Origin of the sequence: Peptoniphilus raoultii (assembly GCF_900099555.1) — a bacterium.
Classification (GTDB): domain Bacteria; phylum Bacillota; class Clostridia; order Tissierellales; family Peptoniphilaceae; genus Peptoniphilus_A; species Peptoniphilus_A raoultii.
Window position 1 is genome coordinate 1,023,147 of record NZ_FMWM01000002.1, and the last position, 17,526, is coordinate 1,040,672.

Annotated in this window: 16 protein-coding genes; 15 read left to right on the top strand and 1 reads right to left on the bottom strand. The window is 30.3% G+C overall.

Annotated features, from left to right (window positions below; genetic code table 11):
• The first annotated feature begins 15 nt into the window (after positions 1-15).
• The 15 genes from ybaK (at position 16) to BQ4446_RS05035 (ending at position 16,436) form a co-directional block, all read left to right on the top strand.
• Entirely contained in the window at positions 16-486 is a 471-nt protein-coding gene (gene ybaK / locus BQ4446_RS04965; protein ID WP_071027171.1) for a Cys-tRNA(Pro) deacylase, read from the top strand.
• A gap of 2 nt (positions 487-488) precedes the next feature.
• Positions 489-2,171, top strand: coding sequence for a phospho-sugar mutase (locus BQ4446_RS04970; RefSeq protein ID WP_071027173.1), 1,683 nt, complete (start codon positions 489-491; stop codon positions 2,169-2,171).
• A gap of 9 nt (positions 2,172-2,180) precedes the next feature.
• Positions 2,181-3,083: a PfkB family carbohydrate kinase gene (locus tag BQ4446_RS04975; protein WP_071027175.1), complete on the top strand. Its 903-nt coding sequence runs from the start codon at positions 2,181-2,183 to the stop codon at positions 3,081-3,083.
• Between the two features lie 8 nt (positions 3,084-3,091).
• A complete protein-coding gene (locus tag BQ4446_RS04980) occupies positions 3,092-3,643 on the top strand; it encodes an isochorismatase family protein (RefSeq protein WP_071027177.1) in 552 nt (183 codons plus the stop codon).
• A 93-nt stretch (positions 3,644-3,736) separates the two neighbouring features.
• On the top strand, positions 3,737-4,771 hold the full coding sequence (locus tag BQ4446_RS04985) for a metallophosphoesterase family protein (RefSeq protein WP_071027179.1): 1,035 nt from the start codon (positions 3,737-3,739) through the stop codon (positions 4,769-4,771).
• Positions 4,761-7,025 (top strand): ATP-binding protein, encoded by a 2,265-nt coding sequence (locus BQ4446_RS04990; protein WP_071027181.1) that lies wholly within the window; start codon positions 4,761-4,763, stop codon positions 7,023-7,025. The genes BQ4446_RS04985 and BQ4446_RS04990 overlap by 11 nt, the downstream gene beginning before the upstream one ends.
• Before the next feature lie 2 nt (positions 7,026-7,027).
• Entirely contained in the window at positions 7,028-7,705 is a 678-nt protein-coding gene (locus tag BQ4446_RS04995; RefSeq protein WP_071027183.1) for a metallophosphoesterase, read from the top strand.
• A complete protein-coding gene (locus BQ4446_RS05000) occupies positions 7,705-8,238 on the top strand; it encodes a class IV adenylate cyclase (protein WP_071027185.1) in 534 nt (177 codons plus the stop codon). Before BQ4446_RS04995 ends, BQ4446_RS05000 begins: the two co-directional genes overlap by 1 nt.
• A gap of 138 nt (positions 8,239-8,376) precedes the next feature.
• On the top strand, positions 8,377-10,734 hold the full coding sequence (gene ppsA / locus BQ4446_RS05005; protein WP_071027187.1) for a phosphoenolpyruvate synthase: 2,358 nt from the start codon (positions 8,377-8,379) through the stop codon (positions 10,732-10,734).
• A 76-nt stretch (positions 10,735-10,810) separates the two neighbouring features.
• Entirely contained in the window at positions 10,811-11,044 is a 234-nt protein-coding gene (locus tag BQ4446_RS05010) for a hypothetical protein (protein WP_071027189.1), read from the top strand.
• Between the two features lie 79 nt (positions 11,045-11,123).
• Positions 11,124-13,841, top strand: coding sequence for a calcium-translocating P-type ATPase, SERCA-type (locus BQ4446_RS05015; RefSeq protein WP_071027191.1), 2,718 nt, complete (start codon positions 11,124-11,126; stop codon positions 13,839-13,841).
• Between the two features lie 175 nt (positions 13,842-14,016).
• Entirely contained in the window at positions 14,017-14,388 is a 372-nt protein-coding gene (locus tag BQ4446_RS05020; RefSeq protein WP_071027192.1) for a GntR family transcriptional regulator, read from the top strand.
• An 8-nt stretch (positions 14,389-14,396) separates the two neighbouring features.
• Complete coding sequence (locus tag BQ4446_RS05025) at positions 14,397-15,236, top strand: ABC transporter ATP-binding protein (protein ID WP_071027194.1); 840 nt, start codon at positions 14,397-14,399, stop codon at positions 15,234-15,236.
• Complete coding sequence (locus BQ4446_RS05030; RefSeq protein ID WP_071027196.1) at positions 15,236-15,847, top strand: ABC-2 transporter permease; 612 nt, start codon at positions 15,236-15,238, stop codon at positions 15,845-15,847. Before BQ4446_RS05025 ends, BQ4446_RS05030 begins: the two co-directional genes overlap by 1 nt.
• Position 15,848: 1 nt before the next feature.
• A complete protein-coding gene (locus tag BQ4446_RS05035; RefSeq protein WP_071027198.1) occupies positions 15,849-16,436 on the top strand; it encodes an ABC-2 transporter permease in 588 nt (195 codons plus the stop codon).
• A gap of 99 nt (positions 16,437-16,535) precedes the next feature.
• On the opposite strand, the gene BQ4446_RS05040 is transcribed toward BQ4446_RS05035, so the two are convergent.
• Positions 16,536-17,390, bottom strand: coding sequence for a precorrin-2 dehydrogenase/sirohydrochlorin ferrochelatase family protein (locus tag BQ4446_RS05040; protein WP_071027200.1), 855 nt, complete (start codon positions 17,388-17,390; stop codon positions 16,536-16,538).
• Between the last annotated feature and the right edge of the window lie 136 nt (positions 17,391-17,526).

Here is a 17,526-nt window from a genome sequence, read left to right on the forward strand (position 1 = left end):
TTTAAAGAGGTTATTATGAAAAAGACAAATGCTATAAGAATTTTAGATACAAATAATATTAAATATGATTTAATTGAATATTCTACAGAGGGCGGCATTGGTGGAAAAGATGTGGCCCAAAAAACTGGAGAGGATGTCAGTAGAGTATTTAAGACTTTGGTCACCTATTCTAAGGACAAGGAATATTTTGTCTTTGTATTGCCCAGTGATCATGAACTAGATTTAAAAAAGGCTGCCAAGGCTACTCATACAAAAAAAATAGAAATGCTTCCCCAAAAAGAATTATTTTCTCTAACGGGCTATGTTCACGGAGGCTGCTCACCAGTTGGAATGAAAAAGGAATTTCCAACAGTTATTCATAAGTCAGCTGAAGATTATGATTATTTTTTTGTAAGTGCGGGAAAAGTTGGCATGCAAATGAAAGTAAAGCCAAAGGACCTTGTCAATTTAATTGGCGGAAAATTTGAGAATATTTGTAAGGAGTAGTTATGGATTATAAATTAGAATACAAAAAATGGCTTGAAGGTTCTTTTACAGATGAAAAGACAAAAGAGGCCTTAAGGCAAATGTCAGAAGATGAAGTTAAAGAAAGTTTTTATAGGGACCTTGAATTTGGAACGGCTGGCCTTAGGGGAATTTTAGGACCAGGCACCAATAGGATGAATAAATATGTGGTGGCAAGAACTGCCCTTGCAATTTCAAAGGTCTTAAAGAACCACAAAATTCATGATAAGGGCATTGTTTTTGGAAGAGATGTAAGACATGGTTCAAAAGAATTTGAAGAGCTGTCCTGCAAAATTTTTGCAAAAGAGGGAATAAAGACTTATATTTTTGACGACATAAGACCAACTCCCATGCTTGCCTATGCAGTTAGATATTTAAAAACTGGCGGTGGAATAATGGTTACAGCTTCTCACAATCCTAAAATTTATAATGGATATAAGGTTTATTGGTCAGAGGGTTCTCAAATTTTATCAGATATAGCAGGTGAAATTTTAGGAGAGATTGAAAAAATAAAATTTGAAGACCTTGAAGACTACTTAGGAGATAAATCCTTTGACAAGTCTGTAATTCAAATTATTTCTAAGGATTTTGATGAAGATTACTATAAAAAAACCTTGGACCTTACTCTTCATGATGGGGAAGATTTAGATAAGGATATAAAAATTGTCTATACACCCCTAAATGGCTGTGGTAATATTCCCGTAAGGCATATTTTAAGGCAGAGGGGTTTTGAAAATCTTATAATTGTAAAAGAACAAGAAAATCCAGACCCTGATTTTTCTACAGTATCTTATCCTAATCCTGAGTTTATTGAAGCCTTTGACTTATCAAAAAAATATGGAGAAAAAAATAAGGCAGACCTTATTATTGCAACGGATCCTGACAGCGATAGGCTGGCAGTTTTAGGAAAAAAAGAAGAAGGTGATTATTTTGCCTTTTCAGGAAATGAACTTGCCTATCTTTTAGTTGAATATGTTTTAGGCTCTCTGTCTGAAAAAAATAAATTAGCAGAAAATTCTGCCATAGTAAGATCCCTTGTGTCTTCTGATTTAGTTGATTATATTGCACAGACCTACAAGGTTAAATCCTTTCAGTCCCTAACAGGTTTTAAAAATATTTGTAACTATGCAAATATTTGGGAAAAAACAGGGAGGTATTCCTTTATTTTAGGTTTTGAAGAATCAATTGGCTATGTTCTTTCAGATCATTTAAGGGATAAGGATGGAGTAAGTGCTGCTATGATGACGGCAGAAATGGCAGCCTACTATAAAAAAAGAAATTTAAGCCTTTATGATCAGCTCCAAAATATCTATAAGAAATATGCTTATGCTAAAAGTTTTTTAACTTCAATTGTAATGGAAGGAATTGAAGGGGCAGAAAAAATTAAAAGGATTATGGAGGACTTTAGATCAAGAGAAATTTCAGAATTTGGAGGTCTAAAGACTAGAGAAAAAATTGATTTTATTAAGGGCTACAAAAATATTGACTCTTCAAATGTTTTGAAATATAGTTTAGAAGATGGATCTTGGTTTGCCTTAAGGCCATCAGGAACAGAACCAAAAATAAAAGTTTATATCTATACAAAAAATAAGGACGAAAAAAGAGCGGAAGAAATTTTACAAGCCCTAAAGGAAGATATTTTAAATAAAATTAAGTTAGTAAAATGAGGTGAATACATGATTTTATTTTGTGATTTTAATCCTAAACTTATAAGAAAATATAAAAGTAAAATTTTTAATGTGGGTGAAGAAAATCTTATTGACGCATCAAGAGTTTATGCTTCAGGTTATGGGATTGACATGGCAGTTTTTGCCAATAGACTTTTCCAAGACTCTAAGGTTTTTTATCTAAAGGGAACAAATATTGGCAAATTTATTGAAAGTGACCTTAGAAATCATTATATTGAAAGTACAAGCATTTCCCTTAAAGATGACAATATAGAAAATATAATAATTGATAATGGAGAAGGCAAGACTATTTTTAAAAGCAAGTCCCCAAGAATTACCATGGAAGATAAAAAGGACATTATAAATGCCTTTGCAGAAGCTATAAGGGGCAAAAAAATTGTTGGTCTTTCAATTATTGATCATGATTCTTTAAAGGATGATTTATATGAAGCTCTTATTAATATTTGCTATAAAGAAAATGTAAAGATTGTAGTAAATCCTGAAAATGTGGGACAAATTAAGGATTCAAAACCCTACGTTCTCATAATGGACAAAAAAGATTTGACAGGGGAAGAAAATATTACCCATACTGGAGATGTGCCAGAGGTTACAAAAAAATTAATTGATAAAGGTGTTGGAATTGTTGTTGTCAATAGTCAAAGGGCAACTGTCGTTTCAACAAAAGACAAGAATTATAAGGTTTATTTTGACAAGATATCAGATTTTAAGACCTATAATAAAAATTTAATTCTTGCTGGCTTTGCCATTGGAATTGACAGAGATTATGATTTAGAAACGACAATAAAACTTGCAATTGCATCAAGTATATGCGAAAATTATATGAAATTTTCAGAAGTTGAAATGAGTGAAATAAAAAAATTAATGAACAGCGTAAAAGTTGAAGAAATGTAGGAGGCTCGATGAAAAATTTTAAATTAGACAGAAATAAGGCTATGTTTATGTTTATAGATATGCAACCAAAAATTTTAAAGGCAATTGATAATAATGAAAGAGTTTTAAAAAATTCAATTATCTTGGCTAAGATTTGCGAAATTTTGGATATGGATTTTGTAGTTACTGCCCAATATCTTAAGGGTCTTGGTTCAAACCATGAAGAAATTTTGAAACATCTTAAAAATTATGTAGAACATAGCAAATTAACTTTTGATTCAACTGAAGATGAAGAAATTTTAAGGGATTTAAAAGCAAAAAATAAAAAACAAATCATAGTCTGTGGCATTGAAAGCCATATTTGTATCCTTCAAACTGTAAGAGGACTTTTAGAAAAGGGCTATGAAGTTTTTGCTGTTTCTGATGCTTTAGGTTCAAGAAGTGATTTTAATCACCAAAACGGCCTTAGTCAACTTGATCAAATGGGAGCAGTAATTTCAAATACAGAAACAATTCTTTTTGATTTGGCGGGAGTTGCAGGAACAGATACCTTTAAAAAACTTCAGGCGTTAATAAAATAATCATTTCCTCGGCATTCGCCGAGGATTTTTTTTGACCCATTATATTTTAAAAAAAAGCAAAAATTTATATGCTATAATGAAAATGGTGATATTATGAAACTAATTCATTTAGGCGATTTACATTTTTCAAAATTTTATAAGGGAAATCTTCCTATAGAAATTAGGGAAAAAATTACAAGAGATATTTGGGAAAATTTTTTGTCTGTAATTTCTTATGTGGAAAAAAGTAAAATAGATTTAATGCTATTGGCAGGAGATTTATTTGAAAGGGAATATTTTAGCCTATCGCAAATGAATAAATTTTTATTTGAACTTGAAAAAATAAAAATTCCTGTCTTTATAGTATGTGGCAACCACGACTTTTTAGATGGCAATTCCATATATAAGAAGGTGAAACTTCCGGAAAATGTCCATTTATTTGGAGATGAATTTTCCTATGTTGATTTAGAAAATTTAAAGACAAGAGTTTTTGGAATTTCCTATAATAGTGAATATTTTAAGGAAATTTTGCCTGAACCGCAAATAAAAGAAGATTATAATAATATACTTCTGATCCATGCTTCTATAGAAGATGGAAATTTTCTAAAATTGGAAGAGGATTATGCAAAAAAATTTGATTATGTCGCCATGGGTCATGTTCACAAAAGGGGAAAAGTTTTTGCAAATGCCTATTACTGCGGGTCCTTAGAACCTATGTCCTTTAAGGAAACTGGAGATCACGGTTTTATAGAAGTTGATTTAGACTCACAAGAAATACATTTTGTAAATTCTCAGGTCAAACACTTTCAAATTTTGGACATTGAAATAGACGATGAAAAAAATCCGGAAGAAGTTTTAGGACAAATTTCAAAAAATATTAATGATAAGGATCTTTATAGGATAAGACTTAGGGGAAGATATAGGGAAAGTACCTATCTTTTATCCTACCTTGAAAATAATTTAAGGGCTTTTTATTTTGAAATTGAAAATTATCTACTGCCTTCTTATTCAATTGAGGATTTGCTGCAAAAAAATGATAACACTCTTTTGGGGAAATATATTAATTCCTTTAATAGGGAAGATGCTTTAGAAATGGACGGCCTAAGGCTCGGAATAAAATATTTAATGGAGGCAAGCCATGAAAATTAAAAAATTAGGTCTACTTGCCTTTGGAAAATTTAAGAATAAAATAATAGATTTAAAAGACGGGATAAATATAATCTATGCTGAAAATGAAGGAGGGAAATCCACCTGTCATTCTTTTATTGACGGAATTTTTTATGGATTTTCCAAGGACAATTTAAAATCCAGAAATAAGGACGAACTTTTTAATAAATATAAACCTTGGCAAGGTACAGACTACAAGGGTTTTATAGAAATAGAAAAAAGGGATCTTTATAGGGTCTTTAGGGATTTTAATGAAGATGAAGTTGAAGTTTTAAATCTTACAAGGGGAGAGGACATTTCAGACCACCCTTCCTTTAAAAAATATTCAAGAATTAAGGAGCCAGGCGTTTACTTTTTTTCCATGACAAGACCTCTTTTTAAGTCAACCTTTTATATAAGGCAAATGGATAGCCAAATAGATAAAAGTGCCCAGGAAACCGTAAAGGAAAAAATTTCAAATTTTTTGACTTCAAGAGATCAAGATTTTTCCTATAAGAGCCTGTTAAAGCGTCTTGAAGGTGATTTAGAGGATTTGGGAAAGGACACCCGTTCAAAGACAAAAATAGGCACAAGAAAGACAGAACTTGAAAAGATAGACCAAAAGAAATTAATTTTTGAAGAGGATAGAAAAAAATATTTTCACATGCTTGACCTTTTAAGGGATGAGGAAGAAAAACTTGCCTTTGAAGAGAAAAATTATTATAGGCAGAAATCAAGTGATTTTAATAAATTAAAAAATGAAATTAAAGGCCTTGAAGAGGAGATTTCACAAAATAAGGAAAATCACATTTCCCTAGAAGACTTTCAAAGGGCTTTAGAAATAAACAAGGAAATTCAGGCCAATTTTAGTCTAATTGATAGACTTAATAGTAATGAATTAGAGGATTTAAAAGAAGTAAATTATGATTTGGAAAAAGACTATTTTGCCTATCAAGAATTCAGGACAGAAATTGACGAATTAAACTCTATAAATTATTCTAAGGAAATGGAATTTTTGTCAAAGGATTTAGGAGCATCAAAGAAGCTTAAAAATATTTATTTGGGCCTAACTTTTCTTGGAATCCTCTTGGGATTTTTAATAATTATAGGTTCAGTTTATATAAAAAAATACTTTTTAACAGCCGTCTCCTTAATATTTTTCCTATATTCCTATCTTAGATTTGTGAAATTTAGGGTAAATAGAGAACTGGTTTATAGGCTTAAGATTAGGATGGATGACCTAAAAAATAAGTCCATGGTAAAAACTGCAAGAAAAAGAAATTTTGACAAGATTTTTTCTGCCATGGCAAAAAAATATGACCTTGAAGATTCATCTTCCCTAAATGAATTTTTATCATCCAAGATGAAAATTAATGACAAGATGAGAATTTCTAATGAATATAAGTTAGAAAGAAAAGAAGATAGGGAAAAGAGAAATATAGAACTGGAAGAGAAAATTGAAAGTTTAAATAAAAGTTTAAAGGACATCTTTCAAAAATTTGGGGCAGAAAACATAAATAACTTTAAGGAAAAATATAGGCTTCAAGACCTATCTTTAAAGGAAAATAGGCTAAACAATCTAAAAAATAAGCTAGAAGATTTTAAAGACTTTGTGCCTGAGGAATTTTTAGAAGAATTTGAAGATAAAAATTTAGATGAAATTAAGGAAAATATCAATAATATAAAATTAAATATTTCTAAAATTAAGGGACAAATTAATGCTCTTGAATCATCTCTTGAAGTTTTAAAAAACTTAAATGAAAGACAGGCCTTTTTAAAAGGAGAGCTAGAAAAATTATATTATCAAAGGGACTACACAGAGCTCGCCCTAAATAATTTAAAGAAAATTTTAGGAGAAAATAGACAGGAGATTCTACCAAAGCTAAGAGAAAAAATAGCAGAGATAATTTCTGAACTTACAAATAATAAATATGATGAAATTTTTATAGATGAGGGATATAATATTTCTTGTTATGATAGGGGAAATTCAAAATATGTTTCACTGGAAGACATAAGCAGGGGAACTTGTGATCAGCTTTATTTTGCCTTTAGGATGGCAATAATTTTCATTTTATTTCCTGAAGATTTTCCCATAATTCTTGATGACCACTTTGCAAACTATGACGATTTAAGACTTGAATGTGTTCTTGAATATCTTAAAAATTTTGACCAACTTATAATCTTTACATCAAATAAGAGAGAAATAGAAATTCTAAACAAAAAACAAATTGACTATAATTTAATAAATATGAGGTAAAAATGATTTTTGCAATAGCAGACCTACATTTTGATTCTACTAAGGAAAAACCCATGGATGTTTTTGGCGAAAATTGGAAGAATCATGAACAAAAAATAATAAGAGATTGGAAGGAAAAAGTTAAAGAAAATGATTTAGTCCTGCTGCCAGGAGATATTTCTTGGGGACTAAAATTAAAGGATGCCCTTCCAGATTTAGAAAAAATAGATAAGCTTCCGGGCAAGAAAATTATTTCAAAGGGCAACCATGATTATTGGTGGTCCTCAATAAATAAAATGGAAAGTCAGGGATTTAAAAGCATAAAATTTTTGCACAATAATTCCTATGAATATGAAGGATTTTCAATTTGCGGCACAAGAGGCTGGATGGCAAAAGACAGCTTAGAATTTTCTGAAGCAGATGAAAAAATTTATGATAGGGAAGTTTTAAGACTAAAAAACTCCCTTGGCCAAGCAAAAAATAAAAAAATAATAGTCATGATTCATTATCCTCCCTTTAGTCAAAACCATGAGGAAAATGAATTTTCAAAAAATTTGGTAGAATATAAGGTGGAACTTTGCCTTTATGGTCACCTCCATGGCAAGAGCCACAAATTTGCCTTTGAAGGAGAAAAAAATGGGGTAATTTATAAATTTGTTGCCAGTGATTTTTTAGATTTTAAATTAGAAAGGATATTTTAATGGAAAGAGAAATTGAACTTAAAATTTTAAATATTGATTTAAAAGAATTAGAAAAGAAGTTAATTGAAGTCGGCGCAAAATATTTGGGAGAAGAAAATCAAATAAATATTAGAATAAACTCAACAGCCCACAAGATTTACAAAAAAGAAGGCTATTTAAGGATAAGAATTTCAGATACAAATGGAAAGATAACAAAATATTTGACCTTTAAGGAAAATTTTTCATCTTTAAATGTTAGGGATAATATTGAACATACTATAACCTTTGATGATGAAGAAGAACTTGAAAATATTTTAAGGCTCATGGGCTATGATAAATTTTCTCGTGGAGAAAAATTTAGGAAAAAATATATTTACAATGATTTAAAAATTGATTTAGACACTTGGGACGAAGCAACGTATCCCTATCCCTACGCCGAAATAGAAGGCCCAGATGAAGAAACAATTTATAAATTTATTAAACTTTTAGAAATACCAAAAGAAGATATTTCAACCCTATCAATAGCAGAACTTGTCAAAAATTTAAAGAAATAAAAAACTAAGAGCTACAAACTTTATGATTACCATAAAATTGCAGCTCTTATTTTTTGAAAATTTTAAAAAAATTTAAAAAATAGAATAACATAATTAATATTTGTGCTATAATATTAATGGTAATAAAGGGGGATGCAAATGTCTAAATATAATTACATTAAATGGTTTAAAGAAATTGGCAAAGATGACGTAGGAATTGTTGGCGGAAAGGGAGCTAATCTTGGAGAATTAACTTCTTTTGGTCTTCCAGTGCCACCAGGATTTTGCGTAACTGCTGAGGCTTACAAAAAATTTATTGATTATGCTAAACTTGATGAGGTTGTAAGATTTTTAATGGATAATTTAAATGTAGATAATGTTGATGATTTAACTGAAGCTTCAAAGGAAATTCAAAAGAAAATTAAAGAAGGAGAATTTTATCCCGAGCTTAAGGAAGAAATTGTTTCAGCTTATAAAGAATTTTCAAAGGAAATCGGACTTAAGGATCCTGAAGTTGCAGTAAGGTCATCTGCAACAGCAGAAGATTTACCTGATGCTTCTTTTGCAGGACAACAAGATACTTACCTGCATATTTCAGGCGAAGAAGAATTATTAAAACATATTAGGGATTGTTTTGCTTCCCTATGGACTTCAAGAGCAATTTATTATAGGGAAAAACAAGAGTATAATCATTTTGACGTTGCTTTAAGTGTAGTTGTTCAAAAAATGGTTAATTCTGAAAAGTCAGGAGTTATGTTTACGGCAAATCCTGTAACATCTAATGTAGATGAAATTATGATTAACGCATCATATGGACTTGGCGAAGCAGTTGTTTCTGGAAGTGTGTCACCTGATGAATATGTTATAAATAAAAAGTCAGGAGAAATTGTTGAAAAGAATATTGCAGCCAAAGAAACAATGGTTATTAAAAAGAAAAAGGGCGTTGGAACTGAAGATGTTAAAGTTGCTGATTATTTAGGAGAAAAGGCTGTTAATAAAGAATGCCTATCCAAAAAAGAACTTGATAAGTTAGTAGAAATGGGCAAAAAAGTTGAAAAATTATATGGTTCTGTTCAAGATACTGAATGGGGATTTGATAAAGATACAAAGGAATTTTATTTCCTACAATCAAGACCTATAACTACTTTAAAGGAAAATAAAAAAGAGGAGTCTGAAAAAGAAGTGGATGAAAAATTAGTAGCTCTAGTAAAGGGCTTAGCAGCAAGTCCGGGACTAGGAAGAGGAAAAGTTAAATTAATTAAGGATGTTTCAGAAATAAATTTAGTTGAAGATGGTGACATTTTAGTTACTGGAATGACAAACCCTGATATGGTTCCTGCCATGAGAAAGGCAGCGGGTGTTGTTACTGATGAAGGCGGAAGAACTTGCCATGCAGCCATCGTTTCAAGAGAATTACAAATTCCTTGTATTGTTGGTTCAAAGGATGCAACAAAGGTTTTAAAAACTGGACAATTTGTTACTGTTGATGCAACAAGGGGAATTGTCTATGATGGAAATGTTTTAAATAAAAAAGACAAAAAGGAAAATGAAAATAAGGGCCAAGGAATTGGAAATGTTGAAGAATTACAAAATCTTTTTGCCCCAGTAACTGCAACAAAAATTTATATGAATCTTGGCGAACCAGGACTTATTGACAGATATAAAGACCTGCCTCTTGACGGAATTGGCCTAATGAGAACTGAATTTATTTTTACAAATATGATTGGTGCTCACCCGATGTATCTTGCAAAAACTGGCCAAGGTGACTTTATGATTGAAAAACTTGCAGAAGGAATTTCAAAAGTTGCCCAAGCTATTTATCCTAAAAATGTTGTGGTTAGAATGAGTGACTTTAGAACAAATGAATTTAGAGGACTAAAGGGTGGCGATGAAGTTGAACCTATTGAACAAAATCCAATGATTGGTTGGAGAGGGGTTTCAAGATATATTTCTCCTGAATATGAACAAGGATTTAGATTAGAATGTAGGGCTATGAAAAAAGTTCGTGAAGAATATGGTCTAACAAATGTAATTGCTATGCTTCCCTTTGTAAGAACTCCAGAAGAGCTTGTTGTTGTAAAAGATATTATGGCTGAAGAAGGCTTAAAACAATCTAAAAACTTTAAAATTTGGATTATGGCAGAAGTTCCTTCAGTTGTTATGCAAGCAAAAGAATTTGCATCACTTGTTGATGGATTTTCAATTGGATCAAACGACTTAACACAATTAATTATGGGTGCTGATAGAGATAGCGGAGTTTTAAATAATATGGGTTATTTTGACGAAAGAAATGAAGCTGTTAAGAGAGCCTTAAAAATTATTATTGATGCAGCAAATGAAGCCGGAATCACTTGCTCAATTTGCGGTCAAGGACCAAGCCAATATCCAGAACTTTGCGAATTTTTAGTAGAAAATGGAATTACTTCAATTTCTGTAAATCCTGACACAGTTGCCTATACAAGAAAATTAGTTGCAAGTGTTGAACAAAAAATTATTTTAAAGAAATTGAGAGGATAAGAATAAAGTATTAGCCGTAGCTCTTATTGCAGCTACGGTTTTTTTATGTTAAAATTTTACTTAATTGAGGTGACTTATGAATTTAGATGATAGATTTAAAGAGGAGAGAAGAAGGGAAGAGTTAAGGACAAAAATAATTTTTGGCGGTGCAATGCTAATTGTTGATATTACTTTTTTCCTTGGACTTTACTATTATTATGAAAGATTTATTGCCAATAAGAGCGGAATTTTTTCCGTTATAGCGCTTGGCATATGTTTGATTATTTTTAACAAGAGAATTTTACTTGACTTTGTACTAAAAAAGCACTAATTTGAAAGTCCCTATCCTTTTGGAGAGAGGCTTTTTATATTTTAAAATTATATGAATTTTATAGAAGATTGGGGGAAAAATGGATAAAAATTTTTGGTATAAACATACTTCAGAAGATGCTTTGGACAAATTAAATTCAAATTTATATGGTTTAAGTGATGAGGAAGTTCAAAAAAGATTAAGTGAATGTGGTGATAATGCTCTAAAAAAAGAAGAAAAGAAATCTATATTTGAAAAATTAAAGGAGCAGTTTCTTGACCCTATGATTATAATCCTGCTTGCTGCTGCAGCTGTTTCTTATTTTGTAGCAGGTGAAAAACTAGACTCTTTAATTATTCTTGTCATTGTAATTTTAAATGCGGCTCTTTCCATTTATCAGGAAGGAAAGGCGGAAGATGCAATTTCATCACTTCAAAAAATGTCTTCTCCAAAGGCAAAAGTTATTAGAAGTGGAAAATCTCAAGCAGTAAATTCAGAAAAAATTGCGCCTGGGGATATTGTTATTTTAGAAACTGGCGACATTGTGCCTGCTGATTTAAGGCTTATAGAATCTTCAAATTTAAAAATTGATGAGTCATCATTAACTGGTGAATCTGTGCCTGTTGAAAAGCATGCTGAAGAAGTCTATGAAAAGGACATTGAACTGGGGGATAGAAAAAATCTTGCCTATTCATCAACAATTGTTAGCTATGGTCGTGGAAAGGCTGTGGTTATTGAAACGGGACAAAAAACTGAAATTGGGAAAATTGCAACATCTCTTTCAACAGTTGATAGGGAACTGACACCCCTTCAAAAAAAGCTAGCAAATCTTTCAAAGGTCCTTGGAATTTTAGTTATAATTATTTGCCTTGTAGTTTTAGGTGTTGGTATTTTATATGGTTATGAACTTCTTGAAATGTTTATGACTTCAATTTCTCTTGCCGTTGCTGCAATTCCTGAAGGTCTTCCTGCCATTGTAACCATAGTATTATCTATTGGTATGAAAAAAATGGCTGAAAAAAATGCCATTGTTAAAAAACTTTTGGCAGTTGAAACTTTGGGAACAACAACTGTAATTTGCTCTGACAAGACTGGAACTTTAACTCAAAATGAAATGACTGTTAAAAAAGTCTTTGTCGATGGGGAAGTTTTAGAAGTTTATGGAACTGGCTATGACCCAGAAGGACAAATTTTAAGAGGAGATAAAAAAGTCAATATTGAAAATGACCTTAGTATTAAAATTTTAACATCCATTGCAGGGCTTACAAATGATGCCGAGCTTGAAATAAAGGGACGTGATTCTAAGATAATAGGGGATCCAACAGAGGGAGCTCTTTTGACTCTTGCAGAAAAATCAGGAAATGATTTGGAAAAACTAAATACAAAATACAGAAGACTTGATGAAATACCCTTTGATTCTGACAGAAAAATGATGACAACTTTTCACAAGGATTTTTTTGAAGGAAAAGTTTCATCTTTCACAAAGGGAGCACCTGACATTATTATTAAAAATTCCTCAAAAATTTTAATTGATGGAGAAATTAAGCATTTCACTGAAGGTTTAAAGAATAAGGTCCTTGAAAAAAATAATGAATTTGCAAGAGATGCCCTAAGAGTTTTGGCCTATGCCTATAGAAATTATGATTCACTTCCTGAAAAAATTTTATCGGAAGAAAATGAAAGAGATATGATTTTTGTGGGACTTACGGGAATGATTGACCCTGCAAGACCTGAGGTAAAAGATGCCATTAGAGAATGTAGAAAAGCCGGAATTGAACCTGTAATGATTACAGGCGATTATTTAGAAACTGGTTTTGCCATTGCAAAGGATCTTGGAATTGCCACAAATAGAGATCAGGCCATTGTTGCATCAGAATTAAATAATATGAGTGAAGATGAACTTAGGGAAATAGTTAAGACTAAAAAAGTTTTTACAAGAGTTTCACCTGAAAACAAGGTGCAAATTGTCAAGGCCCTAAAAGATAATGGTCATATTGTTGCCATGACAGGCGATGGAGTCAATGATGCTCCTGCTATAAAAAGGGCAGACATTGGAATTTCCATGGGCATTACTGGAACCGACGTTGCCAAAAACACATCTGATGTAATTTTAACTGATGATAATTTTGCAACAATTGTAAATGCCGTAAAAGAAGGAAGAATAATTTATTCAAATATTAAAAAATTTGTAACCTATTTACTTTCTTGTAACATTGGAGAAGTTTTAATTGTATTTTTATCAATAATTTTTAAACTTCCAGTCCCCTTAATACCAATTCAGCTTTTGTGGTTAAATCTTGTAACAGATTCTTTTCCTGCTCTTGCCCTTGGCGTTGAAAAGGGAGAAGATGACATTATGGAAGAGCCGTCAAGAGATCCCGATGAGCCAATAATTGATAGAGAAATAAGTATAACCCTTTTTGTTCAATCAATTTCCATTTCCCTTGCAGTTATGGGGGTCTATGTAATTGGTCTTAGATTTTTTGGTATGGGAGGAAGAGGACTTGAAATGGCAAGGTCTATGGCCTTTACCTCCTTAATTTTGTGTGAACTATTAAGGTCTTTTTCAGCAAGGTCAATTGACAAAACAATTTTCAAAACTGGAATATTTTCAAATAAACTTTTACTTTTAGGAGTTGGAGCATCATTTATTTTGACCCTACTTGTTTTATATGTTCCATTTTTGGAAGAAGCCTTTCATTTAGTTGACCTTGATTTAAGGGAATGGATTGTAGTTATTTGTGCATCTTCTATGCCATTAATATTAGGTGAAGTCCAAAAGATTATAAGATTTTCAAGAAAAAATAAAAGTAAATAATTAGAAAACATTTAAATAATACTTTTTATTTTCTAGTATTTTTATGGAACTAAGTTTTGGGGCTTAGTTCTTTTTTATGGAAAAAATTATAAATTAAAAAAATTTTAAAAAAATATTGACCTTTTATATAACAGTGTATATACTGTATATACAGTATATACAGAGAGGTTATTTAATGAATATAATTATTTCAAACAAAATTGATAAACCGATTTATCAGCAAATAAATGACCAAATTAAAATTCAAATAATCAAGGGGATTTTAAAAAAAGATGAAGCCCTTCCAGGAATGAGAAGTCTTGCATCTGATCTAAAAGTTTCTCTCATTACAACAAAAAGGGCCTATAAGGATTTAGAAGAAGAGGGATATATATACACAGTTCCCGGCAAGGGATCTTTTGTTGCCCCCCTAAATAAGGATTATGTTTATGAAGAGGCCTTAAAAAAGATTGAAGATTATTTTGAAGAAGCAATTATTGCTGCTAGGTCAATAAATTTAAGTAAGAATGAAATTTTAGAAATTTTAGAAAATTTACTAGAAAGTTAGGAGTTATTATGAAAGCAATAGAAATTAAAAATCTTTATAAAGATTATAAAAACTTTTCCTTAAAAAATATAAATTTAGAAATAGACAAGGGAACTGTTATGGGCCTTATTGGTGAAAATGGAGCAGGAAAAACAACTATAATAAAGTCAATTCTTGGCCTTGTAAATTATAAGGGCAGTATTAAAATTTTAGGAGAAGATTTGTCAAAAGAAATAAAGGAAGGCATTGGAGTTGTATTAAATGAAGGATTTTTCACAGAAACCCTAAAGATTAAGGATATTGAAAAAGTTCTATCCTCAGCCTACAAAAATTGGGACAAAAATTATTTCTATGATTTAATAAAAGAATTTAAAATTCCTGAAAATACAAAATATAAGGAGTTTTCTACCGGAAACAAGATGAAATTAAAAATTGCAATAGCCCTTGCCCCTCATCCCAAGTTTTTGATTTTAGATGAGCCCACATCAGGCCTTGACCCCGTTATTCGTGATGAAATTCTTGATATTTTTTTTGATTTTATAAAAAATGAAGATGCCACAATTTTATTTTCAACTCATATTACAAGTGATTTAGAAAAAATTGCTGACTATATAACCTTTATTTCAGAAGGTGAGATAATTTTTTCTAAGTCCAAGGAAGAACTCCTTTATAATTATGGAATTTTAAGAACATCAGAAGAAGAAATAAAAGAATATGATCCAAAATTTATAATTAAGAGAAAGAACAACACCTATAACATAGATGCCCTAATAGAAAATAAGGAAGAATTTTTAAGAATTTATCCCGATGCTCTTGTTGATAGGCCAACAATTGAAGAAATTATGATTTTATTTGAAAGGGGAAAATAATGAAAGCAATTTTAAAAAGAGATTTAATTGAAAATTATAAGTCCATAATAGTTTATTTTATTTTTATTGGAGTTTTTTTAGGAGTTCTTTATTTTGTAAACCTTGAACATGATCTTAAATATACTCTTTTAGGAGTGCTGACAGGAGGTTCAGTAGTAATATTTTTAAATATGATTATTAATGATATTTTTTCCCTATCCTATAAAACTTATTTTACCTATCCAATTTCAAGGATAGAATTTATTAATGCAAAATATTTAGAATATATTGTATGTGCCATAATTTATATAACAATAGGAAGCCTAACATTTATAGTTAATAGTAAATTTTTAGATTCAGTTAATTTTCCGCTAATGTCCAAGACCTTTATCACTTCCTATATTTCAATGATAATTCCAATTCAGCTATTCTTTTCAAAATTTAGAAAAGAATATGGACTTATGGTTATGGGATCTTTAATGATATTTTTTGCAACGAGCCTTTCCTTTTTCATAAATGATTTAAAAGATATTTTTGAAAAACCTCTCTATATTTTTTACTTAATATCATTTGCCCTATTTAGCTTGTCCTATATTTTTTCAAGAATAATAATAAGGAAGAAGGAGTTTTAATATGATTGCGCTTTTAAAAAAAGATTTATATGAATATAGGCTAATAAATATTTTAATAATCTTAGCAGTGATTGTAAGCATTATTTTACCGGGAAAAGATCACAGCTCTTTAATACAATTTCTTTCCATAGTTCCGCTAATGGGTTCCTTCCTCTATAGCCTAAATTTTATGGAAGAACATTTTTCCTATATTGTCAGCTTACCATTAAATAGAAAAGACATAGTAAATTATAAGTATTTAATTAACCTTAGCTTATATATTATTTCCATCTTCTTATTTATTAGGGCCATGAGTTTACTAAATATAGAGTCAAAAAATTTCCTTTTAATAGCATCAGCTATGATTTTACTAACATCAGTTTATAGCCTTGCAATCCCCACAATCATTAAATTTGGGAAAAACTCTTATATTCCTAGTTTAATATATTTGCTACCTTTACTTATACGGCCATCTTTAAAAATTTTTAGGAAATATTTTGGCAATATAGACATGAGCTTTTTCCCCTATATATTATTAGGCCTTGGGACTATAATATTTATAATTTCCTACCTGTGGTCAAGAAATATAATTGAGAAAAAAGAATTTTAAAATTTTAGTTAGCAAAAAGGGCTAGAATTTTCCAGCCCTTTTGTTAGAAAAATAGGGAAGGTCTTTAGGAGACCCTCCCTATTTTTGTTTTGTCTTTATTTATTTATTATTATCATCATTTTCATCATCAAAGGACATATCAATATTTTTTATTTCATCCTTTGAAAGGGGGTCATTAATTTCAGTCACATCATTTGCTTTGGATCCCTCATTTTCAGGATTGTTTTTAAATTCATTAATATTATCTTCAATGACTTTTTCTTTATTAGTTTCTTCCTTTTCCAAATTTATAGATGATCTATTCTTAAGAGAAGTTAAAAGGTCTTTGGCAGCTTCAAGGCCTTCAATTTTATATTCTTTCATTTTAGATAAAAAGTCCTTAATAGTTTGGTCTTTTTCATCATATAGAAGTTCAATTACATCATCAGCATTTAAGGTATTTTTTCTAATAAGTTCTGTGCGTATAGAATTTAAATTTGTAAATTTTTCTAAGGTATAAGAATCTAATAATTTTTCTATATCTTTGTAAATTCTATTTGTTATTACAGAATTATTTTTAGAATTATTTAAGCCAACGGTAATTGGTCCATATTCCAAAACCTTATTCAATATAATTGATGAGGAAGATACAATGTCCATTCTTTCGTAGGCCATCCTCTTATCAATTGCTCTTTTTTCCATAGCTTGATTGATTTCAAAATTTTCTGTTGCAATAATTACATAGTCATAGCCCATAAAAATAAAGTTTTCAGTAAGTTCTTCTTCCTTTAATTTAAACCTATTTTCATAATTATCGGCCAATTTTTTTATATCATCGTTTATAATTTCATTAATTACATAAATTGTGGCTTCAGTTTTAGCCAAAGTTTTAATTGCTTGGTAGGCCATGTGTCCGCCGCCTAAAACAAGTATATTTTTTTCTCTTGTATCCAAACCTACGGGTAAATAACGCATAGAATCACTCCTTTACTAAATTATATCAAAAAAACCTGTAATTAAAAGCCCAAAATTGTGATATTAACAAACTTGTTATAAAAATGTAATATTTGTTATCTTTTAGTGTGTTATAATATAAAAAAAGATATAAATG

Coding starts and splice junctions, on each gene's coding strand:
- ybaK (WP_071027171.1), top strand. CDS start 16: ATGAAAAAGACAAATGCTATAAGAATTTTAGATACAAATAATATTAAA.
- BQ4446_RS04970 (WP_071027173.1), top strand. CDS start 489: ATGGATTATAAATTAGAATACAAAAAATGGCTTGAAGGTTCTTTTACA.
- BQ4446_RS04975 (WP_071027175.1), top strand. CDS start 2,181: ATGATTTTATTTTGTGATTTTAATCCTAAACTTATAAGAAAATATAAA.
- BQ4446_RS04980 (WP_071027177.1), top strand. CDS start 3,092: ATGAAAAATTTTAAATTAGACAGAAATAAGGCTATGTTTATGTTTATA.
- BQ4446_RS04985 (WP_071027179.1), top strand. CDS start 3,737: ATGAAACTAATTCATTTAGGCGATTTACATTTTTCAAAATTTTATAAG.
- BQ4446_RS04990 (WP_071027181.1), top strand. CDS start 4,761: ATGAAAATTAAAAAATTAGGTCTACTTGCCTTTGGAAAATTTAAGAAT.
- BQ4446_RS04995 (WP_071027183.1), top strand. CDS start 7,028: ATGATTTTTGCAATAGCAGACCTACATTTTGATTCTACTAAGGAAAAA.
- BQ4446_RS05000 (WP_071027185.1), top strand. CDS start 7,705: ATGGAAAGAGAAATTGAACTTAAAATTTTAAATATTGATTTAAAAGAA.
- ppsA (WP_071027187.1), top strand. CDS start 8,377: ATGTCTAAATATAATTACATTAAATGGTTTAAAGAAATTGGCAAAGAT.
- BQ4446_RS05010 (WP_071027189.1), top strand. CDS start 10,811: ATGAATTTAGATGATAGATTTAAAGAGGAGAGAAGAAGGGAAGAGTTA.
- BQ4446_RS05015 (WP_071027191.1), top strand. CDS start 11,124: ATGGATAAAAATTTTTGGTATAAACATACTTCAGAAGATGCTTTGGAC.
- BQ4446_RS05020 (WP_071027192.1), top strand. CDS start 14,017: ATGAATATAATTATTTCAAACAAAATTGATAAACCGATTTATCAGCAA.
- BQ4446_RS05025 (WP_071027194.1), top strand. CDS start 14,397: ATGAAAGCAATAGAAATTAAAAATCTTTATAAAGATTATAAAAACTTT.
- BQ4446_RS05030 (WP_071027196.1), top strand. CDS start 15,236: ATGAAAGCAATTTTAAAAAGAGATTTAATTGAAAATTATAAGTCCATA.
- BQ4446_RS05035 (WP_071027198.1), top strand. CDS start 15,849: ATGATTGCGCTTTTAAAAAAAGATTTATATGAATATAGGCTAATAAAT.
- BQ4446_RS05040 (WP_071027200.1), bottom strand. CDS start 17,390: ATGCGTTATTTACCCGTAGGTTTGGATACAAGAGAAAAAAATATACTT.